Consider the following 17,707-nt stretch of genomic DNA (forward strand, 5'->3'; position numbering starts at 1 on the left):
CGCTAAAAAATTTAATAAAGCCAAAGAAGCGGCAGCTTATTGTGGATTAATTCCACGGCATAATGAATCGGGTAAATTAAAAGGGCGAACATCAATCAGTAAACTTGGCCCAGCCAGAATTCGATGCAAACTTTATATGGCAGCCATTGTTGCTGGGCAATGGAATAAAACAATAAAACGACACAAGTTAACATTAATAAATAATGGTAAAACACCAATGCAAGCTGTGTGTGCAAATATGCGAAAGCTAATTCATATATGTTTTGGTGTAATAAAAAACCAAGAAGCGTTTAAGCTCCAAGAAAGTTAAATACGACCTTGAAGCTTAAAATGAGAGATGTTATCTACAATGTTTAAACACACACAAAAAAGCCGCTACATTGCTGCAACGGCTTTTTTAATTTTTGATAAATTCCCAAACTTTAATTGGAAATTTTAAAAATTATCAATCTCTATATGTCTCAACCGCTGGGCATGAACATACTAAGTTACGGTCGCCGTATACGTCATCTATACGTGTAACGGTTGGCCAGAACTTGTTTTTAGCCACAGCAGGCACTGGGAATGCAGCGTAAAAACGGTCGTACGCACGGTCCCATTCGTTACCTAATACGTCGCCTTGTGTATGCGGTGCAAACACTAGCGGGTTGTTTTCGATTGACCATTCGCCAGAAATTACTTTTTCAATTTCGCCTTTAATTGACACCATTGCTTCGATAAAGCGGTCAATCTCACCTTTTGATTCAGACTCAGTTGGCTCAATCATTAATGTGCCTGCTACTGGGAACGACATAGTTGGTGAATGGAAACCGTAATCTTGCAAACGCTTAGCGACGTCCATTTCAGTAATGCCTGATAGCTCTTTAAGCGGGCGCAGGTCAACAATACATTCGTGAGCAACACGGCTGTTACGACCACGGTATAAAATTGGGAAGTGCTTGCTTAGCTCATGCGTTAAGTAGTTAGCATTAACAATTGCCATTTCAGTGGCTTGTTTTAAGCCCTCTGAACCCATCATGGTGATGTAAGCCCATGAAATAGGTAAAATAGCGGCTGAGCCGTAAGGCGCTGCCGATACCGCACCATTACCAATGTTAGTACCTGGTACGTTAATTACGCTATGGTTTGGCATAAATGGCGCAAGGTGCGATTTAACACCAATTGGGCCAACACCTGGACCACCGCCACCGTGTGGAATACAAAATGTTTTATGCAAGTTTAAGTGCGATACGTCTGAGCCAATAAAGCCAGGACTTGTTACGCCAACTTGTGCGTTCATGTTTGCGCCGTCCATGTAAACTTGGCCGCCGTGCTCATGAATAATGTCACAAATTTCGCGAATTGTTTCTTCGTATACGCCGTGCGTAGACGGGTATGTGATCATGATGCACGATAAGTTTTCAGACACTTCCTCAGCTTTCGCTTTAAGGTCGCTCATGTCTACGTTACCGTTTTTGTCGCAGTTAACTACTACAATTTTCATGCTCGCCATTTGCGCTGATGCAGGGTTAGTACCGTGCGCAGAGCTTGGAATTAAACATACATTACGGTGTGCATCGCCGCGTGATTCGTGATATTTACGAATCGCGATTAAGCCTGCGTATTCACCTTGCGCGCCAGAGTTTGGCTGTAGTGATACTGCATCGTAACCGGTAATGTTTACTAGCCAGTCGTGTAGCTCGCCAATCATTATTTGGTAACCCTCTGCTTGATCTAGCGGGCAGAATGGGTGAAGGTTTGCAAACTCCGGCCACGTAATTGGGATCATCTCGGCGGTCGCGTTTAGTTTCATGGTACATGAGCCTAACGAGATCATTGAGTGATTAAGCGATAAGTCTTTGCTTTCTAGTCGCTTAATGTAGCGAAGCATGTCTGTTTCGCTGTGGTAGCTGTTAAAGTTTGGATGCGTTAGTACTTCGTCATCACGTACTAAACTTGCAGGAATTGATTCGCTGCCATTTGCTTCAACGTCGGCTGCAATAGCGTCAACACTTAGGCCATGGCCTTCGCCTAAAATAATATCGAATAACTCAGCTACATCGGCACGTGTTGTTGTTTCTGATACCGAAATTGAGTACTCGCCTTCGTGGTTTGTTGCAAAGTTTACGCCTTTTGCAATTGCACGTGCTGTTACGTCGTTTTTGTTGTCGCTTACTACTGTTAGCGTATCAAACCAAGTACTGTGCTTAAGTGCAATGCCTTTAGCTTTAAGGCCACTTGCTAAAATATCAGCAAAGCGATGTATACGCTGCGCGATAGTTTTTAAGCCTTGTGGGCCGTGGTACACCGCGTAAAACGCTGCCATGTTGGCAAGTAATACTTGCGCTGTACAAATGTTTGAGTTGGCTTTGTCGCGGCGAATGTGTTGTTCGCGCGTTTGCATTGCCATACGTAGTGCGTCGTTACCTAAACGGTCTTTAGATACACCAATAATACGACCTGGTAATGAACGTTTGTATGCGTCACGTGTTGCAAAAAATGCAGCATGTGGGCCGCCGTAACCCATAGGTACGCCAAAACGCTGAGCCGAACCAAGTACTACGTCTGCGCCTAGCTTACCCGGTGCTTTTAATAGTAATAAACTCATTATGTCGGCAGCAACACAGGCAATGGCCTTTTTGCTTTGTACGCCAGCAATTAGGTCTGTTATGTCTACCACTTCGCCTGATGTAGTTGGGTATTGGAACAATGCGCCAAAAATATCAAAGTTAACGGCATCTTCTGCTTTACCTACAATTATTTCAAAACCAAACTGCTCGGCACGTGTTGTTACTACGTCGATTGTTTGTGTGTGTACGTCGTCGGCAATAAAAAAGGCATTGGCTTTTTTAGCTTTTGATACGCGTTTTGCAAGGCCCATAGCCTCTGCAGCCGCTGTTGATTCATCAAGTAGTGATGCACTTGCTAAATCAAGACCGGTTAAATCTAGGGTCATAGTTTGGAAGTTTAATAATGATTCTAAACGCCCTTGTGCAATCTCTGGCTGATACGGTGTGTACGCTGTATACCAACCTGGATTTTCTAGTACGTTACGTAAAATTACGTGCGGTACGTTAGTTGGGTGGTAGCCTTGGCCAATGTACGATTTGAAAACTTTATTTTTGCTGGCTACTGATTTTAGGTAGCTTAGTGTTTCAACTTCAGTACGGCTTTCGCCAACTGTTAGCGGTTGTTCTAGACGAATGCTAGCCGGTACAGTTTGGTCGATCAGCTCTTGCACACTCGATACTTCTAAAGCACTTAGCATATCGCTTACTTGTGCTGGGCTTGGCCCAATATGGCGGCGAATAAAATCTTGCTTTTGCTCTAGTTCTTCAAGAGATTTGGCGTTTGACATGAATCCAGATTCCTATGATCCTAAATGCTAATGGGTAACTAGCATTAATTAAAATATTTGACGATTTAACAGTTCACTCAGTATGGGGTGGTGCGCTGTAAAATCATAAAAGCCCCATTTTTATACATTAAACGGGGCTTTTAGTTATCTTCAAAAAATGATTATTCTTCGTCGATAGTGTGCGAGTAACCTTCAGCGTCTAATAAGTTGTCTAGCTCAGACTCGTCAGATGCTTTAATACGGAATAACCAACCGTCGCCGTAAGCGTCGTTGTTTACTGTTTCAGGTGAGTCTTCAAGTTCTTCGTTAATAGCAACAATTTCGCCACTGATAGGTGCGTAAATGTCTGATGCTGCTTTAACCGACTCTGCTACTGCACAGTCTTCGCCAGCGTCTACTTCGTCGCCAACTTCTGGTAATTCAACAAATACCATGTCGCCAAGAAGTTCTTGTGCATGCTCAGAAATACCAACAGTAAATGTACCGTCGCCTTCACTGCGAACCCACTCGTGTGAAGGTGCGTATTTTAACTCGCTAGGAATATTGCTCATTTTATTTGTCCTTTGGTTTATATTGGGAGGATACCAATCGCAATAATTATTGTGATTGGTATAACCAAATTATTTAAATTATTGATTTACCGTTACGTACAAAGCTAGGCTTTACTACTTTAACGTTTACTAATTTTTTACGCATTTCTACTTGAGCTGTATCGCCTGTTGAACGTGGTACACGTGCAAGGGCTACACTAAAACCAAGTGTTGGTGAAAAAGTACCAGAAGTAATAATACCTATCCCACCGTCAACAATTACTTTAGAACCGCTACGCAAAACGCCTTTTTCTTCAAACACTAAGCCAACTAGTTTGTCAGTGCTTTTTTCTGCGCGTTGCTTAACAAGTACGTCACGGCCAATAAAGTCGCGATCTTCTGGTTCCCATGCAATGGTCCATGCCATGTTAGCTGCAAGTGGTGATACGCTTTCGTCCATATCTAGGCCGTAAAGGTTCATACCTGCTTCTAAACGTAGCGTGTCGCGTGCACCTAAACCAGCAGGCTTAACACCTGCGTCTAGCAGTTGTTGCCATAAATCGGCTGCTTGGTCGTTCGGTACTACTATTTCGTAACCGTCTTCGCCAGTATAACCCGTTGTGGCAATAAATAAATCACCTACTTGAACACCAAAAAACGGCTTCATGCCTTCAACAGCTGCTTGTTGCTCAGCATTTAAAAGAGTGGCTGTTTTTGCTTTAGCGTTAGGGCCTTGTACTGCAATCATTGCAAACTCAGGGCGCTCTGTAACAGTTACGTCAAAGTCGCTCGATACGTTAGCTAAATGCGCTAGGTCTTTTTCGCGCGTTGCTGAGTTAACAACTAGGCGGTAAAAGGTTTCGCTAAAGAAATAAATAATTAAGTCGTCTATTACACCGCCTTGCTCGTTAAGCATGCCTGTGTAAAGCGCTTTACCTGGTACGGTTAATTTTGCAACGTCGTTAGCTACTAGCTTACGTAAAAATGCTTGTGCTTGAGGCCCTTTAATATCAACAATAGTCATGTGTGATACATCAAACATACCTGCGTCGGTACGCACGCTATTGTGTTCTTCTATTTGTGAGCCGTAGTTGATTGGCATTTCCCAGCCATGAAAATCAACCATTTTAGCGCCCGCTTCTAGGTGCTTAGCATGTAGTACAGTTTTAGAAGTCATAACATTCCTTCACGTTTAAATTAACCCTGTTTAGGGCGTGGCTTAAATAGACTTTAATTGCTTAATCGCAATTAAAAACAGGTAAACATTGTTATGTTCACCTGTTGTTTGTATTCGTTATGCGGCTTCACTATGCATAAGTGCAAAACCTTGCGCTTGCATGTAGCTTTGCCATTTTTGTAATTCTTGTTGTTTAGCGACTAATACAAAGTGTTGTTCGTCGTTTTTATCAATGGCGGTAATAAATACATCACCACTTTGCGCACCGTAGCATAGTTGCGCGTCAGAAAGGCGCAAACCGGGTGTTAATTTAAAAGCATTTACTAGAGTATCAAACGCGTTGTCGCCACTTAAAATAAAGCTTGCTAGGTCGGTGCGTACTACATAATCAATATCAAAACGTAGTTGTTGCTCGTTTATAAGTGCTTGTAGTTGAAGGCTTGCGTTGTGTGGCAGTACGAATCTAAAGGCGGTTTCGCTAAAGTAATAAACAGCAAAGCTGTAGTCAGAATTATAGTCGCCATCAAGCGTGCCTTTTAAGCCTAAACCGCTGGCGGTAAGCTTAGTTAAATCAAGGCCTAAAATAGTGCTTAAAAATACACTGGTTTCGGTGCCGCTAAAATCCATTACAACGTGATTGTTGTTAGTTTGCAAAGCGTTAGTAACCGCACTACTTGCGTTGCTGTGGCGGGCAAACATTATTGGGTTAAAAGTCATAACAAACACCTGTGTATTTTCGATTACAAAAGTATATTGCCCACGCCTACCAACAACAAATTGTAATTTTTTATCAATTGATAAATAATACTTATATATATAGCTATATAAATTGTAATTTTAAATATGAAAAACATATCAACAGACGGTTTACGTACTTTTGTAATGGTAGTTGAAATAGGTGGCTTTGCTAAAGCTGGCGATTTACTTGGCTTGTCGCAACCTGCTGTCAGTTTGCAAATAAAGCGCTTAGAAGACGTGCTTGGCTATAAACTATTTAAAAAACAAGGACAGCGCCAAGTATTAAACCAGTACGGCGAGCTATTATTGCCTATGGCAAAACAAATGATGCAACACAACGATGCTATTTTGCAGCAGTTCACATCAGAAAACATTGCAGGTAAAGTGCGCTTGGGTATTCCGAGCGAGTTTGCTGCGCGTATTTTACCCTCAATTATTGGCGACTTTGTGGCGCTCTACCCTGAGGTGTCGTTAGAAGTTAAGTCGCGTTTAAGTAAACATTTACTTTCGGCTTCTCGCCAAGATCAGTTCGATTTAGTACTTGCGCTAAATGAGCGACTCAACTCTGATAAGTTTCCTATTTTTATGCAAGACGAGTTAGTGTGGGTGGGCGACCTGTCACTTGCGCAAAACGACGTGGTTACGCTAGTTACCGCACCAGAGGGGTGTATTTATCGTCGCCGTGCAATTGATGCATTAAAAAGTGCGGGCATAAAATACCGAATTGTATATAGCAACGCCGATTTAACCGGCCTTATTGCTGCATTAAAAGAAGGCTTAGGTATTACCGTACTTGCTAAAAGCACAGTACCGAGTGAGCTTAACTATCAAGTTCAAACCAAACATTTACCCACTCTTGGTAATATTGGTATTAGTTTAATTAAAAGTTCGGGTGAATCGGATCATGCAGTAGATAAGCTCGCGGAGTTTATAGCGCTACGTTTAGGTTATAGCTAATCAAAACTTTATAACGAGTAAAGCAATTACAAAGTAATACAAAAGAAATAATTTAGTTAACAAAGTTGCATAAGTAGGTGCTTTTAGTTCTATTAAACTGAATAATTAAATACTTAATAACATTGATTCGTATTCGTTAACGTGTTCAAATTACGCCAATTAAGATAATTGACATGATTAGGAACACAATGAACCCTAAGTTTTTAGTATCTACCCTTGCAACTGCGGTTGCTTTGTCTTTTAGTGCTACTGCAATAGCAAAAGACACCAGCAATAAAGAACAACGCTTTGAACAAATTACCGTTATTGGCTCTCAGCAGGCAATTAACGATATTCCTGGTTCGGCTACGTTTATTTCTGATGAAGAACTTCAAAAATTCAAATTTACTGATATTTCTCGCGTTTTAGCGTCTGTTCCTGGCGTTTACGTGCAAGAAGAAGACGGCTACGGCCTTCGTCCTAATATTGGTATGCGCGGCACAGGTACTGGTCGTAACGATAAAATATCAGTAATGGAAGACGGTGTATTAGTTGCACCAGCACCATACTCAGCACCATCTGCTTACTACTTCCCTACTACAGGTCGTATGGAGTCTATTGAAGTATTAAAAGGCGCGGCATCAGTTAAGTATGGCCCGCGTACTACGGGCGGTGTTTTAAACTTACTTTCGCGCAGCTTACCTACTGAGCCAAATAGCTCAAAAGGTATGGTAGATGCAGCCCTTGGTGGTGATGGTTATTACAAAGGTCACGCTTACTTCGGTAAAGAAAAAAACAACACAGCAGGCTTAATTGAAGTATTTACTTACGGCGCAGACGGCTTTAAAGAGCTACCAGTAGGCAATGACAACACCGGCTTTGAAAAAACAGATTTACTATTAAAATTTGGCCATACGTTTGGTCAAAACGATGCGCATAATCTTGAGCTAAAAATTAAGTACTCTGACGAAACATCAGACGAAACTTACATGGGCTTAACTGACGAAGACTATCAAGAAAGTCCTTACCGTCGTTATGCTGCATCGCAAAACGATGAAATGAATACTCGCCATAACGCATACCAACTTAACTATGCGTACCGTTTTGGTGATGGCTATGAATTTTTAGCAACGGCTTACTTAAACGATTTTCATCGTAACTGGTATAAAGCCAGCAGCGTAGGTTTAAGTACTCTTGAGCAGTACAGCGATTTTGAAGCAAACCCAACAAGCGAAGGCATTGAAGGTATTGGTATTAAAGCTAATAACCGCGATTACCAAGCTAAAGGTATTCAGTCTGAATTACATATTCCTGCAGGCGATCACTACGTGACTGTTGGCGTACGTTACCACAAAGACGAAATGGATCGTTTTCAATGGGAAGACAAATACACACTCAATCAAGACCTAAGCTTAACGCTTACAGAGCAAGGCGTTCCGGGCTCTGACAGCAACCGTGTAGATAGCGCAGAAGCAAGTACATTGTTTATTCAAGACGAGTGGACAATTGATGCATTAGTAGTAAGTGCAGGCCTTCGTTATGAAGACATTACTATTACGCGTGAAGAGTGGTCTAAATCAGATCCAACACGCAGCAACGGTTTAACTAAAGATGTGTCGAACGACACTGAAATTTTAGTGCCGTCACTAGGTGCTACTTACACGCTTAACGAAAACGTAACGCTACTTGCGGGCATTCAAAAAGGTTATGCACCAGCAGCACCTGGTAATGCTGACCAAGAAGAAGAAGAAAGTGTAAACATTGAGTTTGGCTCTCGCTTTAATATGGATGGCTTTAGCGGTGAAGTAATTGCCTTTTACTCAGACTACAGCAACATGCACGGTAACTGTACTGCTGCGGTTGGTTGTAGCGACGACAACATTGGCGACCAATACAACTACGGTGAAGTAGAAGTAGCGGGCTTTGAATTTAGTGCAGCACGTACGTTTGCAACTGATACAGCTATGTTCCCAGTTAAATTAACGTATACCTACACAGACTCTGAGTTTAAAAACGATTTTGATTCAGAAATTTGGGGCACGGTAGAAAAAGGCGATGCAATGCCTTACGTACCAGAAAACCAAGTAGCGTTATCGTTAGGTGCTGAGTTTTCTGCGTTTGTAGTTAACAGCCAAATACGTTACGTATCTGATGCGCATGCTAACTTAACGCAGTCGGGCTTAAACGCAATTGATAGCCGCGTAGTATGGGATTTAGCTGCTAAATACTTAATCGATGAAAATCAAAAAGTATACCTAAGTGTTGATAACTTGTTTGATAAAACATACGTTGCTAACCGTTCAAACGGTGGCATTCAACCAGGTAAGCCGAGGACTGTACAGATGGGCTACACTTACTCATTCTAAATTGAAAGCTGGTTAAACGGTTCACTAACAGCGTTAATAATTTTTTATGTAAGAACACTACACATCTAAATTATTGCCTTGTTATTAAACCGTTTACCTGCGCTTTGTATAGGAGAAATGGTTCACTAGCTGCGTTAAAAATAACTCATATAAGAACAACTATATTTCGTTATTTTTGCCTTGCTATAGGGTTATTTTCCTATCGCTATGATAGAGCATCAATTCAGTACAATTGGTGCAAAGTTAAAAGCGTAAGTTACAGATACAAAAAAGCCGAGATTGAATTTCAATCTCGGCTTTTTAATACATAAAACTTATCGTTTTATATATTAGTTATTTGCGTTACGTTGGCGTAATACTTCAAACAAACAAATACCCGTGGCTACCGATACGTTTAAGCTTGAAACAGTACCCGCCATTGGGATTTTAACAAGCATATCGCAATGCTCACGCGTTAAGCGTCGCATGCCCTCGCCTTCTGCGCCCATAACAATCGCCATTGGGCCCGTTAAGCTTGCATCAAATACGTGGTTATCAGTTTCGCCAGCAGTGCCTACAACCCATACGCCTGCATCTTTAATTTCGCGAAGCGTACGTGCAAGGTTAGTCACTTGAATAAGCGGTACTGTTTCGGCTGCGCCACAAGCAACTTTACGTGCTGTGCCGTTAAGCTTGGCAGAGCGATCTTTAGGTACAATTATAGCGTGAACACCAGCAGCGTCTGCACTACGTAGACATGCGCCTAAGTTATGCGGATCGGTAATACCATCAAGCACAAGTAAAAACGGGGTGTCTTCACGAGCGATTATCGCATCAAGATCTTTTTCGTTAAACGTTGGCGCTGCTTTTACGTTGGCAATAATACCTTGATGCTGCTCACCCTTTGATTTGCTATCAAGAGCTTTACGCTGCATAAACTGTACTGAAATACCAAACTTACGTGCTTCATCAATAATCGGAGTTGAGCGTTTGTCGTCACGACCTTTAAGGGCGTAAATTTCTACAAAGCGCTCTGGCTCGCTTTCTAAAATTGCTTCAACAGAGTGAAAGCCAAAAATTAATTCATTACTCACGTATTATCTGCTCCTGGGCTAGTACTTTTACGGGCATTTTTGCCAGCTCTTTTAGGCTTTTTAACTGCCTTCTTCTTCGGCTTTTTCTTTACGGCAGTGTCTGCTGCTTTTTTATCTGCGGGTTTAGTTGCAGACTTATTTGCAGGCTTGCCTTTATCTTTATTTGCTGGCTTTTTTTTACCTTTTGGTTTGTCATCACTGTGCGACTTTTTACCCGGTACTTTGCCTGCTTTTAATTGCGAACGCACACTTGCTGGCGCATGCTCAGATTTACCTGAACCTTTTTTTGGCGCACGACGACGTGAGTATCTGTCTTGTGCAACATCGCCTTTAAGCGTTAAGTTGATACGGCGATCGTCTAAACTAACCGACGCAACTTTTACTGTTACTTTATCGCCAAGGCGATAAACTTTGTGAGAGTGCTCACCTATTAGGGTGTGTTTTGCAGCATCATGCGCAAAAAACTCGTCGCCTAAATTAGTAACATGAATAAGCCCATCAATTTGTAAATCGTCTAAACGAATAAACAAACCAAAGTTAGTGACCGATGAAATAACACCGTCAAACTCGTCACCTACATGATCTTGCATAAACTCACATTTAAGCCAGTCGGCTACTTCGCGAGTTGCATCATCGGCGCGGCGCTCTGTGGTAGAACACTGCTCACCTAGTTGATCAACTTCATCGTCGGTATAAGCGTATTCGCCAGACGTTTGCTGACCTTGTGCTTTTATTACTGCTTTAATAGCACGATGTACTACTAAATCTGGGTAACGACGAATTGGCGATGTAAAGTGCGCGTAAGCCGATAACGCTAAACCAAAGTGACCAATGTTATCTGGCTGATATACAGCTTGTTTCATTGAACGCAGTAGCATAGTTTGAATAAGCTCGGCTTCTGGGCGGTCACCTAGTCGCGCTAATACTTGGGTTATTTCTTTTGGTGTTGGCTCGTCGCTTAATGTGCTTTGAATACCTAACTCGCCTAAAAACTTAGTAAAGTTACCTAGTTTTTCGCTGTCTGGTTCGTCATGCACACGATAAAGCGCGCTTGCTTCGTGCTTTTCAAGAATTTTAGCCGCCGATACGTTGGCTAAAATCATACATTCTTCAATCAGTTTGTGCGCATCGTTACGAATAACAGGCACTATTGATTCTATTTTACGCTGAGCGTTAAATACAAAACGTGTTTCTAGGGTTTCAAACTCAATGGCACCACGCTCTTGGCGTGCGGCTTTAAGTGCCATATACATTTGCTGTAAGTCAGTTAAATGTGGCACTACGGCTGAGTATTCTTCGCGTAGTTTTTCGTCGTTTTGTAAAATGGCATTTACTTTGGTGTAAGTTAAACGTGCATGCGAGTTCATTATCGCTTCGTAAAACTTATAGCCCGAAAGTTTACCCGCGCTCGATACGGTCATTTCGGCAACCATACATAAGCGATCTACTTTTGGATTAAGCGAACATAATCCGTTAGAAAGCACTTTTGGTAGCATCGGAATTACTTGCTCAGGAAAATACACTGAGTTACCACGCAAAATTGCTTCTTTGTTAAGCGGCGTGTTCATTCCTACGTAATGCGATACATCGGCAATGGCAACCCATAAGCGCCAGCCACCCGATTTTTTAGGTTCACAGTATACGGCGTCATCAAAGTCGCGAGCGTCTTCGCCATCAATGGTTACAAGTGGTAAGTCACGTAAATCTACGCGGCCTTGTTTGTCAGCGTCTTCAACAAACTCACCTAGGTGAGCAACTTGTGCTTCAACTTCTTCTGGCCATACATGTGGAATATCGTGATTGCGCAGTGCGACTTCAATTTCCATACCTGGGGCTAAATGCTCACCAAGTACATCAATAATTTTACCTACCGCGTTCATGTTGCGGCTTGGATTTTGAGTGATTTTAACCTGCACCATTTGGTTATGGCGGGCACCGTTTTCGTTGCCTGGTAAAATCATTATATCTTGCGTTATGCGCGGGTCTTCAGCTACCACAACGGCAACACCATGCTCTACAAAGTAACGGCCAACAATTGGCGCGCGCTCGTTAGTAAGCACTTTTATAATACGTGCATCGCATTTTGAGCCAGAGCCACGTTTAGTGCCTTTAGCTAGTACAATGTCGCCATGTAACACCATATTCATTTGGTGCTTAGCAATAAACCAATCTTTACTCTCGCCTTCAACTTCTAAAAAGCCAAAACCGTCTCTGTGGCCTATTACTTTGCCTTTGGTTAAACCGGCTTCGTCAATTAGGGCATAGCATTTAAATTTATTAAAATACAGCTGTCCGTCACGCTCCATAGCGCGAAGGCGGCGTTTAAATGCTATTTGGCGTTCGTCATCGTTTACTGCTAGTTCTTCACATAATTGCGCGTAGTTAGCAGGTTTTGAACGCTCTTGAAGGTGAGTAAGTATAAACTCACGACTAGGGACTGGGTTTTCGTACTTTTCTTGTTCTCGACTGAGATTTGGATCTTGGTTTGACATTCACTATCTTGTTAGTTGGTTATGTAGGTATTTTAACCCATATAGTTATAATGAGACAGGTAAAAGCGATTAAACTTTTAAGAAAGCACTTTTACCTTGCTGTTTATCTTGCTGTATAGTTTAAAAATCTAGCGCAATGGGGCTTAACGACCCCTTAACTGCAAAGTGTTTAGTCATATCGTAGTAATGCTAAAACCCTTTCGCGCTATTATAACCTGAGCTCTGGATAATAAATCTATCTCGAGCAGCTATTTTCAGCGCTAACAGCGTTGAATATACTTGCAATAGGCCAGCTATTGACGCGTAAATTCGCCTTGTTTTCACTAAAAATCTCTGGCTAGAGAAAATAAATTTAAATATCACCATGATTCAATACGCTAGTAAATCTCTTAACCAGAGTTCAGGTTATTTATTTTTTTTGTAGGTTTTTCCACAGCAGTTTGCTTATATTATCAATAAAGCTTGAGTCTTCTTCTTTCATTGTAAGCAAAATTTGCTTATTCATTTGTGATTTATTTTGAGCGTAAATCCAGCGGTTTTTATTAAACTGCTGGGCAAACTCAAGTACACCTGCTTGTAGTTCATCGTTATTTGCAAACACAGCTTCAACTACTTTGTTCTCTAGCAACTGCTGTGCACCAACACGCTCTCCTGACATAGCTAAACGATTAAAGAATGTTTGCGAAATTGCTTTATTAATTATAGGAAACATCGACGGTACAAACGGCACCATTACGTCCACTTCAGGAAAACAAAAGAAGCCTTTATCTGACTTCATAAATCTAAAATCGCACGCACACGCAAGCACCGAACCATTGCCATAGGTATGCCCGTTTAACGCAGCAATAATAGGCATAGGAAAAGTAACTATGCGTTTAAATAAGTCACTTATTTGAATCATAAAGTCTGAAATTGCTGCAGGTAAAATACTTGGATTGGACATCCATTGAAGGTCGATGCCTAATGACCAGTTTTTGTCACTCGAGGACGTTAAAATAACTGACTTAATATTTTGATCTGCTTCAATGTGGTCAAGGTGTAAATTAAACTCAGCCAAAAACGCTGGATTGTGGCGGTTTTCAGCGGTATTCATGGTGAGTATAGCGGTGTTATTTTTAGTTGTTAGTTCTATTAGATTTGCCATTAAACCCTCTTTTAACGCTTTTTAAGCTAATTTTAAGCGCTGTTCGTTACTTTTATAAGTAATATCAACCTGCATAAATCTTTGATCAATTTAACGAATTAAATTTCACTATAACGTCGTTAAAAATTTTTTATTTAGAACAACTAGATACAAAAATTTTTGCCTAGTTCTAGCGTAATTTTCTTAACGTTAAATAGACCCCATATATAAGCAGATTGGTATAACATAGTAATACTTTGCTTATAATTTATAAACCCACTATTTAAAGCCATCCTTTTTGTTTAGCTATACGCGCAGCATCTATACGGTTAGTGGCGTTTAGCTTAGCAATAGCGTCTGATAAATAATTACGTGTAGTACCTTCGCTTATAAATAACTGCTTGGCTATGTCGCTTGTTTTAAGGCCGTCGCTTGCAAGTTTAAGTGCTTTACGTTCTTTATCTGTAAGTGGATCTGCGTCGTCTAATGCATTGATAGCAAGCTCTGGGTCTATCACTTTTTGCCCCTGCATTACTTTTTTAAGCGCATTTATTAGCTCTTCACTGGGTGCTTCTTTTAAAATAAAACCTTTAACACCTGCCGTAAGCGCTCGCCTAATATAACCCGCACGAGAAAATGTAGTCATAATAACCATTTTTATAGCGGGAAACTTAGCGGCTATTTTTTCACTCAGCTCTATACCATTCATGGTTGGCATTTCTATATCGGTTAAAATTATATCGGGATGTAAATCACTATCAAGCGCTTCAATTGCATTAAGTGCATCTTGCCCGTTACTTGCTTGCCCAATAATCTCAATATTAAAATCGAGTCCTAACAATGCTGCTACTGCGTCGCGCACAAGCGCTTGATCTTCCACTAAATACACTCTGATCATTGTAAATCCTTAGCTGAAATTGGTAGCATTACATTTAAAGTAAAAATATCGCCACAGGTAAATGTTGCACTGCCATTAAGTTGCTCTGCCCGCTCTTTAATACCATTTAGGCCATTGCCCGAATTTAATGTGGAGCACGGTGCTCGATCAATAACGGTAATGAGTAGCTGCTGCGCTGTTTGTTCTATATTTATTTCGCAATTTTTTGTGCTGCTATGGCGTAGCAAGTTGGTAACGGCTTCTTTAATTATAAGGCCGGCGATACCCTCTACTTTAGCGGGTAGAGTATTTAAAACTACATTAAATGAAACGTTAAAGTCTTGCTCTATTAATCTTTGTTTTAACTGTGCTACTTGGCTAACAAGGTTAAGCTGTTTTAAATCACTAACGGCGCTTCTTACATCGCTAAGTAACTGCCTTGCCAGATCGGCCACTTGTGCAATTTCGCTATTTGCTTGAGCGTAACGTTCACCTTGGTTTAATTTATTGGCAAGCTCAGCTTTTAAAGCAATAGATGACAATGAGTGACCTAAAATATCGTGCAAGTCGCGGGCTATCCGTTCACGCTCAGCAATTGCTGCTAATTGCTCTAATTGGTTAGCGTTTTCTTGCTCACGTTTTTTGTATAAGCTTTCTCTTTTTGCTGCAATACCGTAACTAAATAAGGCTGCACATAAAATCAAAGCAACGGCTAAAAAGTATTGCACCTTCCCTATATCACCAATATATGCGCTTAATAAAACCGTAGATATAATCGCGAGTGCAGCATAAATTCTTTGATGGTAGCTGTATGCATAGCCTGCTACGTACGCTGCAAAGCCAAATAAAGTAGGAGTACCTGTGGTGTAAAAAGTGGCGCAAAAACAAATTAATAGCATGGCTACAAACAACTTGGTCACCCCTGCACTTTTGCAGTTTATTGCTTTTACATATAAAAGAATAAAAGCAACATAAAAGGCTAAAGACATCGTTATTTGGTTAGCAGTAAAGCTCGCAAAATTAATTATTAGTGGGAGTAAATAAAAGCCTGTAAAAATTAAATGCCCATATTTCCAAAAACCTTTATCACTTTGTTGAGAAAAGGAGTTAAGCGAGCTCATACTAATACCTCAGGCATATTATTTTTACTTATAGGACTATTTTTATTAATAAATATAAATAACATAAAAATGCATGCCAGCATAAAGCAATCTGCGTACGTAATCGTAAAACTTAACGCCTCTAGCACTTCATTAATAGTTAAGCTGATTAAAATTAAAGAATTCATAATTATCCCCTGTTGAGTAAGGTAACTATGCCAGCGTATAAAAATAATAAGAGTGTGAAGTGTCATCAACTTTTATGACATTTGTCATGCGATAAAAAAATTCATCTTAAGAATTTTTAAGCAATGTTAATATGTTCAAAAAGTACAACAAGGAAACTAAATGCAATCTCAGCAGCAAAGTTTAATTTATTTGCACATAGCGGTATTACTTTTTGGCGGAACCGCTTTATTTGCCAAGCTTATTGGTTTAAATGCTTTAGATATTACCGTTTACAGAACTGCTATTGCAGGAATGGCTATTTTAGCCATGCTGTATTTTCAAAAAAAACAGATTAAACTAAACAAGCCTAAAGACTACTTTATTGCATTATTTTTAGGTGTTGCGGTGGGTATTCACTGGGTAACCTATTTTGCTGGTATGCAAATGGCCGGTATAACTATTGGAATGCTGGCATTTTTTAGCTACCCCGTAATGACGGTGTTTTTAGAACCCTTATTTAATAAAAGCAGGCCAAAAGCAAAAGATATAATAAGTGCAGCGGTGGTTGTTTTAGGTATTTACTTATTAGTACCAAGTGCAAACTTAGGCGACGATGTAACCTTGGGTGTAATAACAGGTGTTATATCGGCATTGTTTTTTTCTATCAGAAACATTACCCATAAGCGCTACTTTAGCCAATATGGTGGCCCGCAAACTATGTTTTATCAAACCTTAGTGGCAAGCATTATGCTGTGCGCATTTATAAAAGTGCCGGTATATGAGGTTAGTAATCACGACCTAATTTTAATTGCCATAGCGGGTGTTATTTTTACGGCTACACCGCACTCGTTATTTGCAGCAAGTTTAAAGCATTTATCAGCGGCAACTGCGGGGTTAATTTCTTGCTTACAACCACTTTATGGCACCATACTGGCTATAGTAATTATTCATGAACGTCCTACTGTTATGACGTTAGTTGGTGGAGCACTTATTGTTAGTGCCGCTTGTTTTGAAACGTGGTCAATCACTAAAAAGGCTCGACAATGAAAGTATTTGCACACCGTGGTGCCAGTGGGGATTTTCCTGAAAACACCAAAAGCGCTATTTTAGAAGCGTTAAAAGTAGGTGTTGATGGTATTGAAGTAGATATTCAAAGTTCCATCGATGATTACATGGTAATACACGACTCATGGCTCGATAGAACCACCAGCGGTAAAGGTAGGGTGAGTAACTTTACGGCACATGAACTCTCTAAACTTGATGCTGGAAATGGTGAACAAATTCCTACTCTTCAGCAGCTGTTTGATTGGAATAACAATAAATCTTTATTAAATATTGAGCTTAAACATACGTTTGAACTAGAAAGGTTTGTGGCTCAACTTGAAGAAAACATTGAAGCTAACAAAATATCGAAAGCAAATATTTTAGTATCATCGTTTGATCATCATCAACTACAGTGGCTTAAAAGCAAGCTACCATGGCTTAAAATAGGCGCCCTTACTTCTTCTATTCCAATTAACTATGCAAAGTTTGCAAGTGATTTAAACGCTTATAGCGTACATGCAGATAAAACCTTTATAAATAAGGCTTTTGCCGACGATGCAAAAAAAAGAGGCCTAAAGATTTATGCTTATACGGTCGATAGAGAACAAGATATAGCGCTAATGCTAGAGTATGGCATAGACGGAGTTTTTACAAATTACCCAGCGCGAACCAAAGCTTACTTGTTATCGTTACAAAAAAGCTAACTTACACCTCCCTAACTAAAATAAGAATCGTAGGGCTTAAGC

14 protein-coding genes are annotated in these 17,707 nt (G+C 40.5%); 5 read left to right on the top strand and 9 right to left on the bottom strand.

Going from position 1 to position 17,707, the window contains the following annotated elements; translation table 11 throughout:
- Positions 1-310, top strand: a 310-nt coding sequence (locus CXF64_RS09245; RefSeq protein WP_133120262.1) for a transposase, incomplete at its 5' end; no start/stop codon positions are given.
- A 135-nt stretch (positions 311-445) separates the two neighbouring features.
- On the opposite strand, the gene gcvP is transcribed toward CXF64_RS09245, so the two are convergent.
- From gcvP to CXF64_RS09265, 4 genes are all read right to left on the bottom strand, one after another.
- Positions 446-3,337, bottom strand: a complete 2,892-nt coding sequence (gene gcvP, locus CXF64_RS09250) for an aminomethyl-transferring glycine dehydrogenase (RefSeq protein WP_101216869.1) — start codon at positions 3,335-3,337, stop codon at positions 446-448.
- 161 nt (positions 3,338-3,498) lie between these two features.
- Entirely contained in the window at positions 3,499-3,888 is a 390-nt protein-coding gene (gene gcvH, locus CXF64_RS09255) for a glycine cleavage system protein GcvH (RefSeq protein WP_024590231.1), read from the bottom strand.
- 73 nt (positions 3,889-3,961) lie between these two features.
- Positions 3,962-5,044, bottom strand: a complete 1,083-nt coding sequence (gene gcvT, locus CXF64_RS09260) for a glycine cleavage system aminomethyltransferase GcvT (RefSeq protein ID WP_007579945.1) — start codon at positions 5,042-5,044, stop codon at positions 3,962-3,964.
- A gap of 117 nt (positions 5,045-5,161) precedes the next feature.
- Positions 5,162-5,761 (bottom strand): hypothetical protein, encoded by a 600-nt coding sequence (locus tag CXF64_RS09265; protein WP_002958026.1) that lies wholly within the window; start codon positions 5,759-5,761, stop codon positions 5,162-5,164.
- Positions 5,762-5,887: 126 nt separating this feature from the next.
- On the opposite strand from CXF64_RS09265, the gene CXF64_RS09270 reads away from it, so the two are divergent.
- Together CXF64_RS09270 and CXF64_RS09275 are read left to right on the top strand one after the other, a co-directional pair.
- A complete protein-coding gene (locus tag CXF64_RS09270) occupies positions 5,888-6,739 on the top strand; it encodes a LysR family transcriptional regulator (protein ID WP_007579940.1) in 852 nt (283 codons plus the stop codon).
- 188 nt (positions 6,740-6,927) lie between these two features.
- A complete protein-coding gene (locus CXF64_RS09275) occupies positions 6,928-9,084 on the top strand; it encodes a TonB-dependent receptor family protein (protein WP_101216870.1) in 2,157 nt (718 codons plus the stop codon).
- 329 nt (positions 9,085-9,413) lie between these two features.
- Here CXF64_RS09275 and rlmB read toward each other — a convergent pair whose 3' ends face one another.
- The 5 genes from rlmB to CXF64_RS09300 form a co-directional block, all read right to left on the bottom strand.
- Positions 9,414-10,157 (bottom strand): 23S rRNA (guanosine(2251)-2'-O)-methyltransferase RlmB, encoded by a 744-nt coding sequence (rlmB, locus tag CXF64_RS09280; protein WP_007378377.1) that lies wholly within the window; start codon positions 10,155-10,157, stop codon positions 9,414-9,416.
- Complete coding sequence (rnr, locus tag CXF64_RS09285) at positions 10,154-12,649, bottom strand: ribonuclease R (protein ID WP_101216871.1); 2,496 nt, start codon at positions 12,647-12,649, stop codon at positions 10,154-10,156. The genes rlmB and rnr overlap by 4 nt, the downstream gene beginning before the upstream one ends.
- A gap of 409 nt (positions 12,650-13,058) precedes the next feature.
- On the bottom strand, positions 13,059-13,793 hold the full coding sequence (locus CXF64_RS09290; protein ID WP_101216872.1) for an enoyl-CoA hydratase/isomerase family protein: 735 nt from the start codon (positions 13,791-13,793) through the stop codon (positions 13,059-13,061).
- Between the two features lie 262 nt (positions 13,794-14,055).
- Entirely contained in the window at positions 14,056-14,670 is a 615-nt protein-coding gene (locus CXF64_RS09295; protein ID WP_058154167.1) for a response regulator transcription factor, read from the bottom strand.
- The gene (locus CXF64_RS09300) at positions 14,667-15,770 is read right to left on the bottom strand and encodes a sensor histidine kinase (RefSeq protein ID WP_010554317.1); all 1,104 of its coding nucleotides are present in this window, start codon (positions 15,768-15,770) and stop codon (positions 14,667-14,669) included. The genes CXF64_RS09295 and CXF64_RS09300 overlap by 4 nt, the downstream gene beginning before the upstream one ends.
- A gap of 327 nt (positions 15,771-16,097) precedes the next feature.
- Here CXF64_RS09300 and CXF64_RS09305 point away from each other — a divergent pair, with 327 nt between their 5' ends.
- Together CXF64_RS09305 and CXF64_RS09310 are read left to right on the top strand one after the other, a co-directional pair.
- The gene (locus CXF64_RS09305) at positions 16,098-16,964 is read left to right on the top strand and encodes a DMT family transporter (RefSeq protein WP_101216873.1); all 867 of its coding nucleotides are present in this window, start codon (positions 16,098-16,100) and stop codon (positions 16,962-16,964) included.
- On the top strand, positions 16,961-17,665 hold the full coding sequence (locus tag CXF64_RS09310) for a glycerophosphodiester phosphodiesterase (protein ID WP_101216874.1): 705 nt from the start codon (positions 16,961-16,963) through the stop codon (positions 17,663-17,665). The genes CXF64_RS09305 and CXF64_RS09310 overlap by 4 nt, the downstream gene beginning before the upstream one ends.
- Positions 17,666-17,707: the final 42 nt, after the last annotated feature.

It is taken from the genome of Pseudoalteromonas sp. GutCa3 (genome assembly GCF_002836155.1).
Taxonomy (GTDB): domain Bacteria; phylum Pseudomonadota; class Gammaproteobacteria; order Enterobacterales; family Alteromonadaceae; genus Pseudoalteromonas; species Pseudoalteromonas arctica.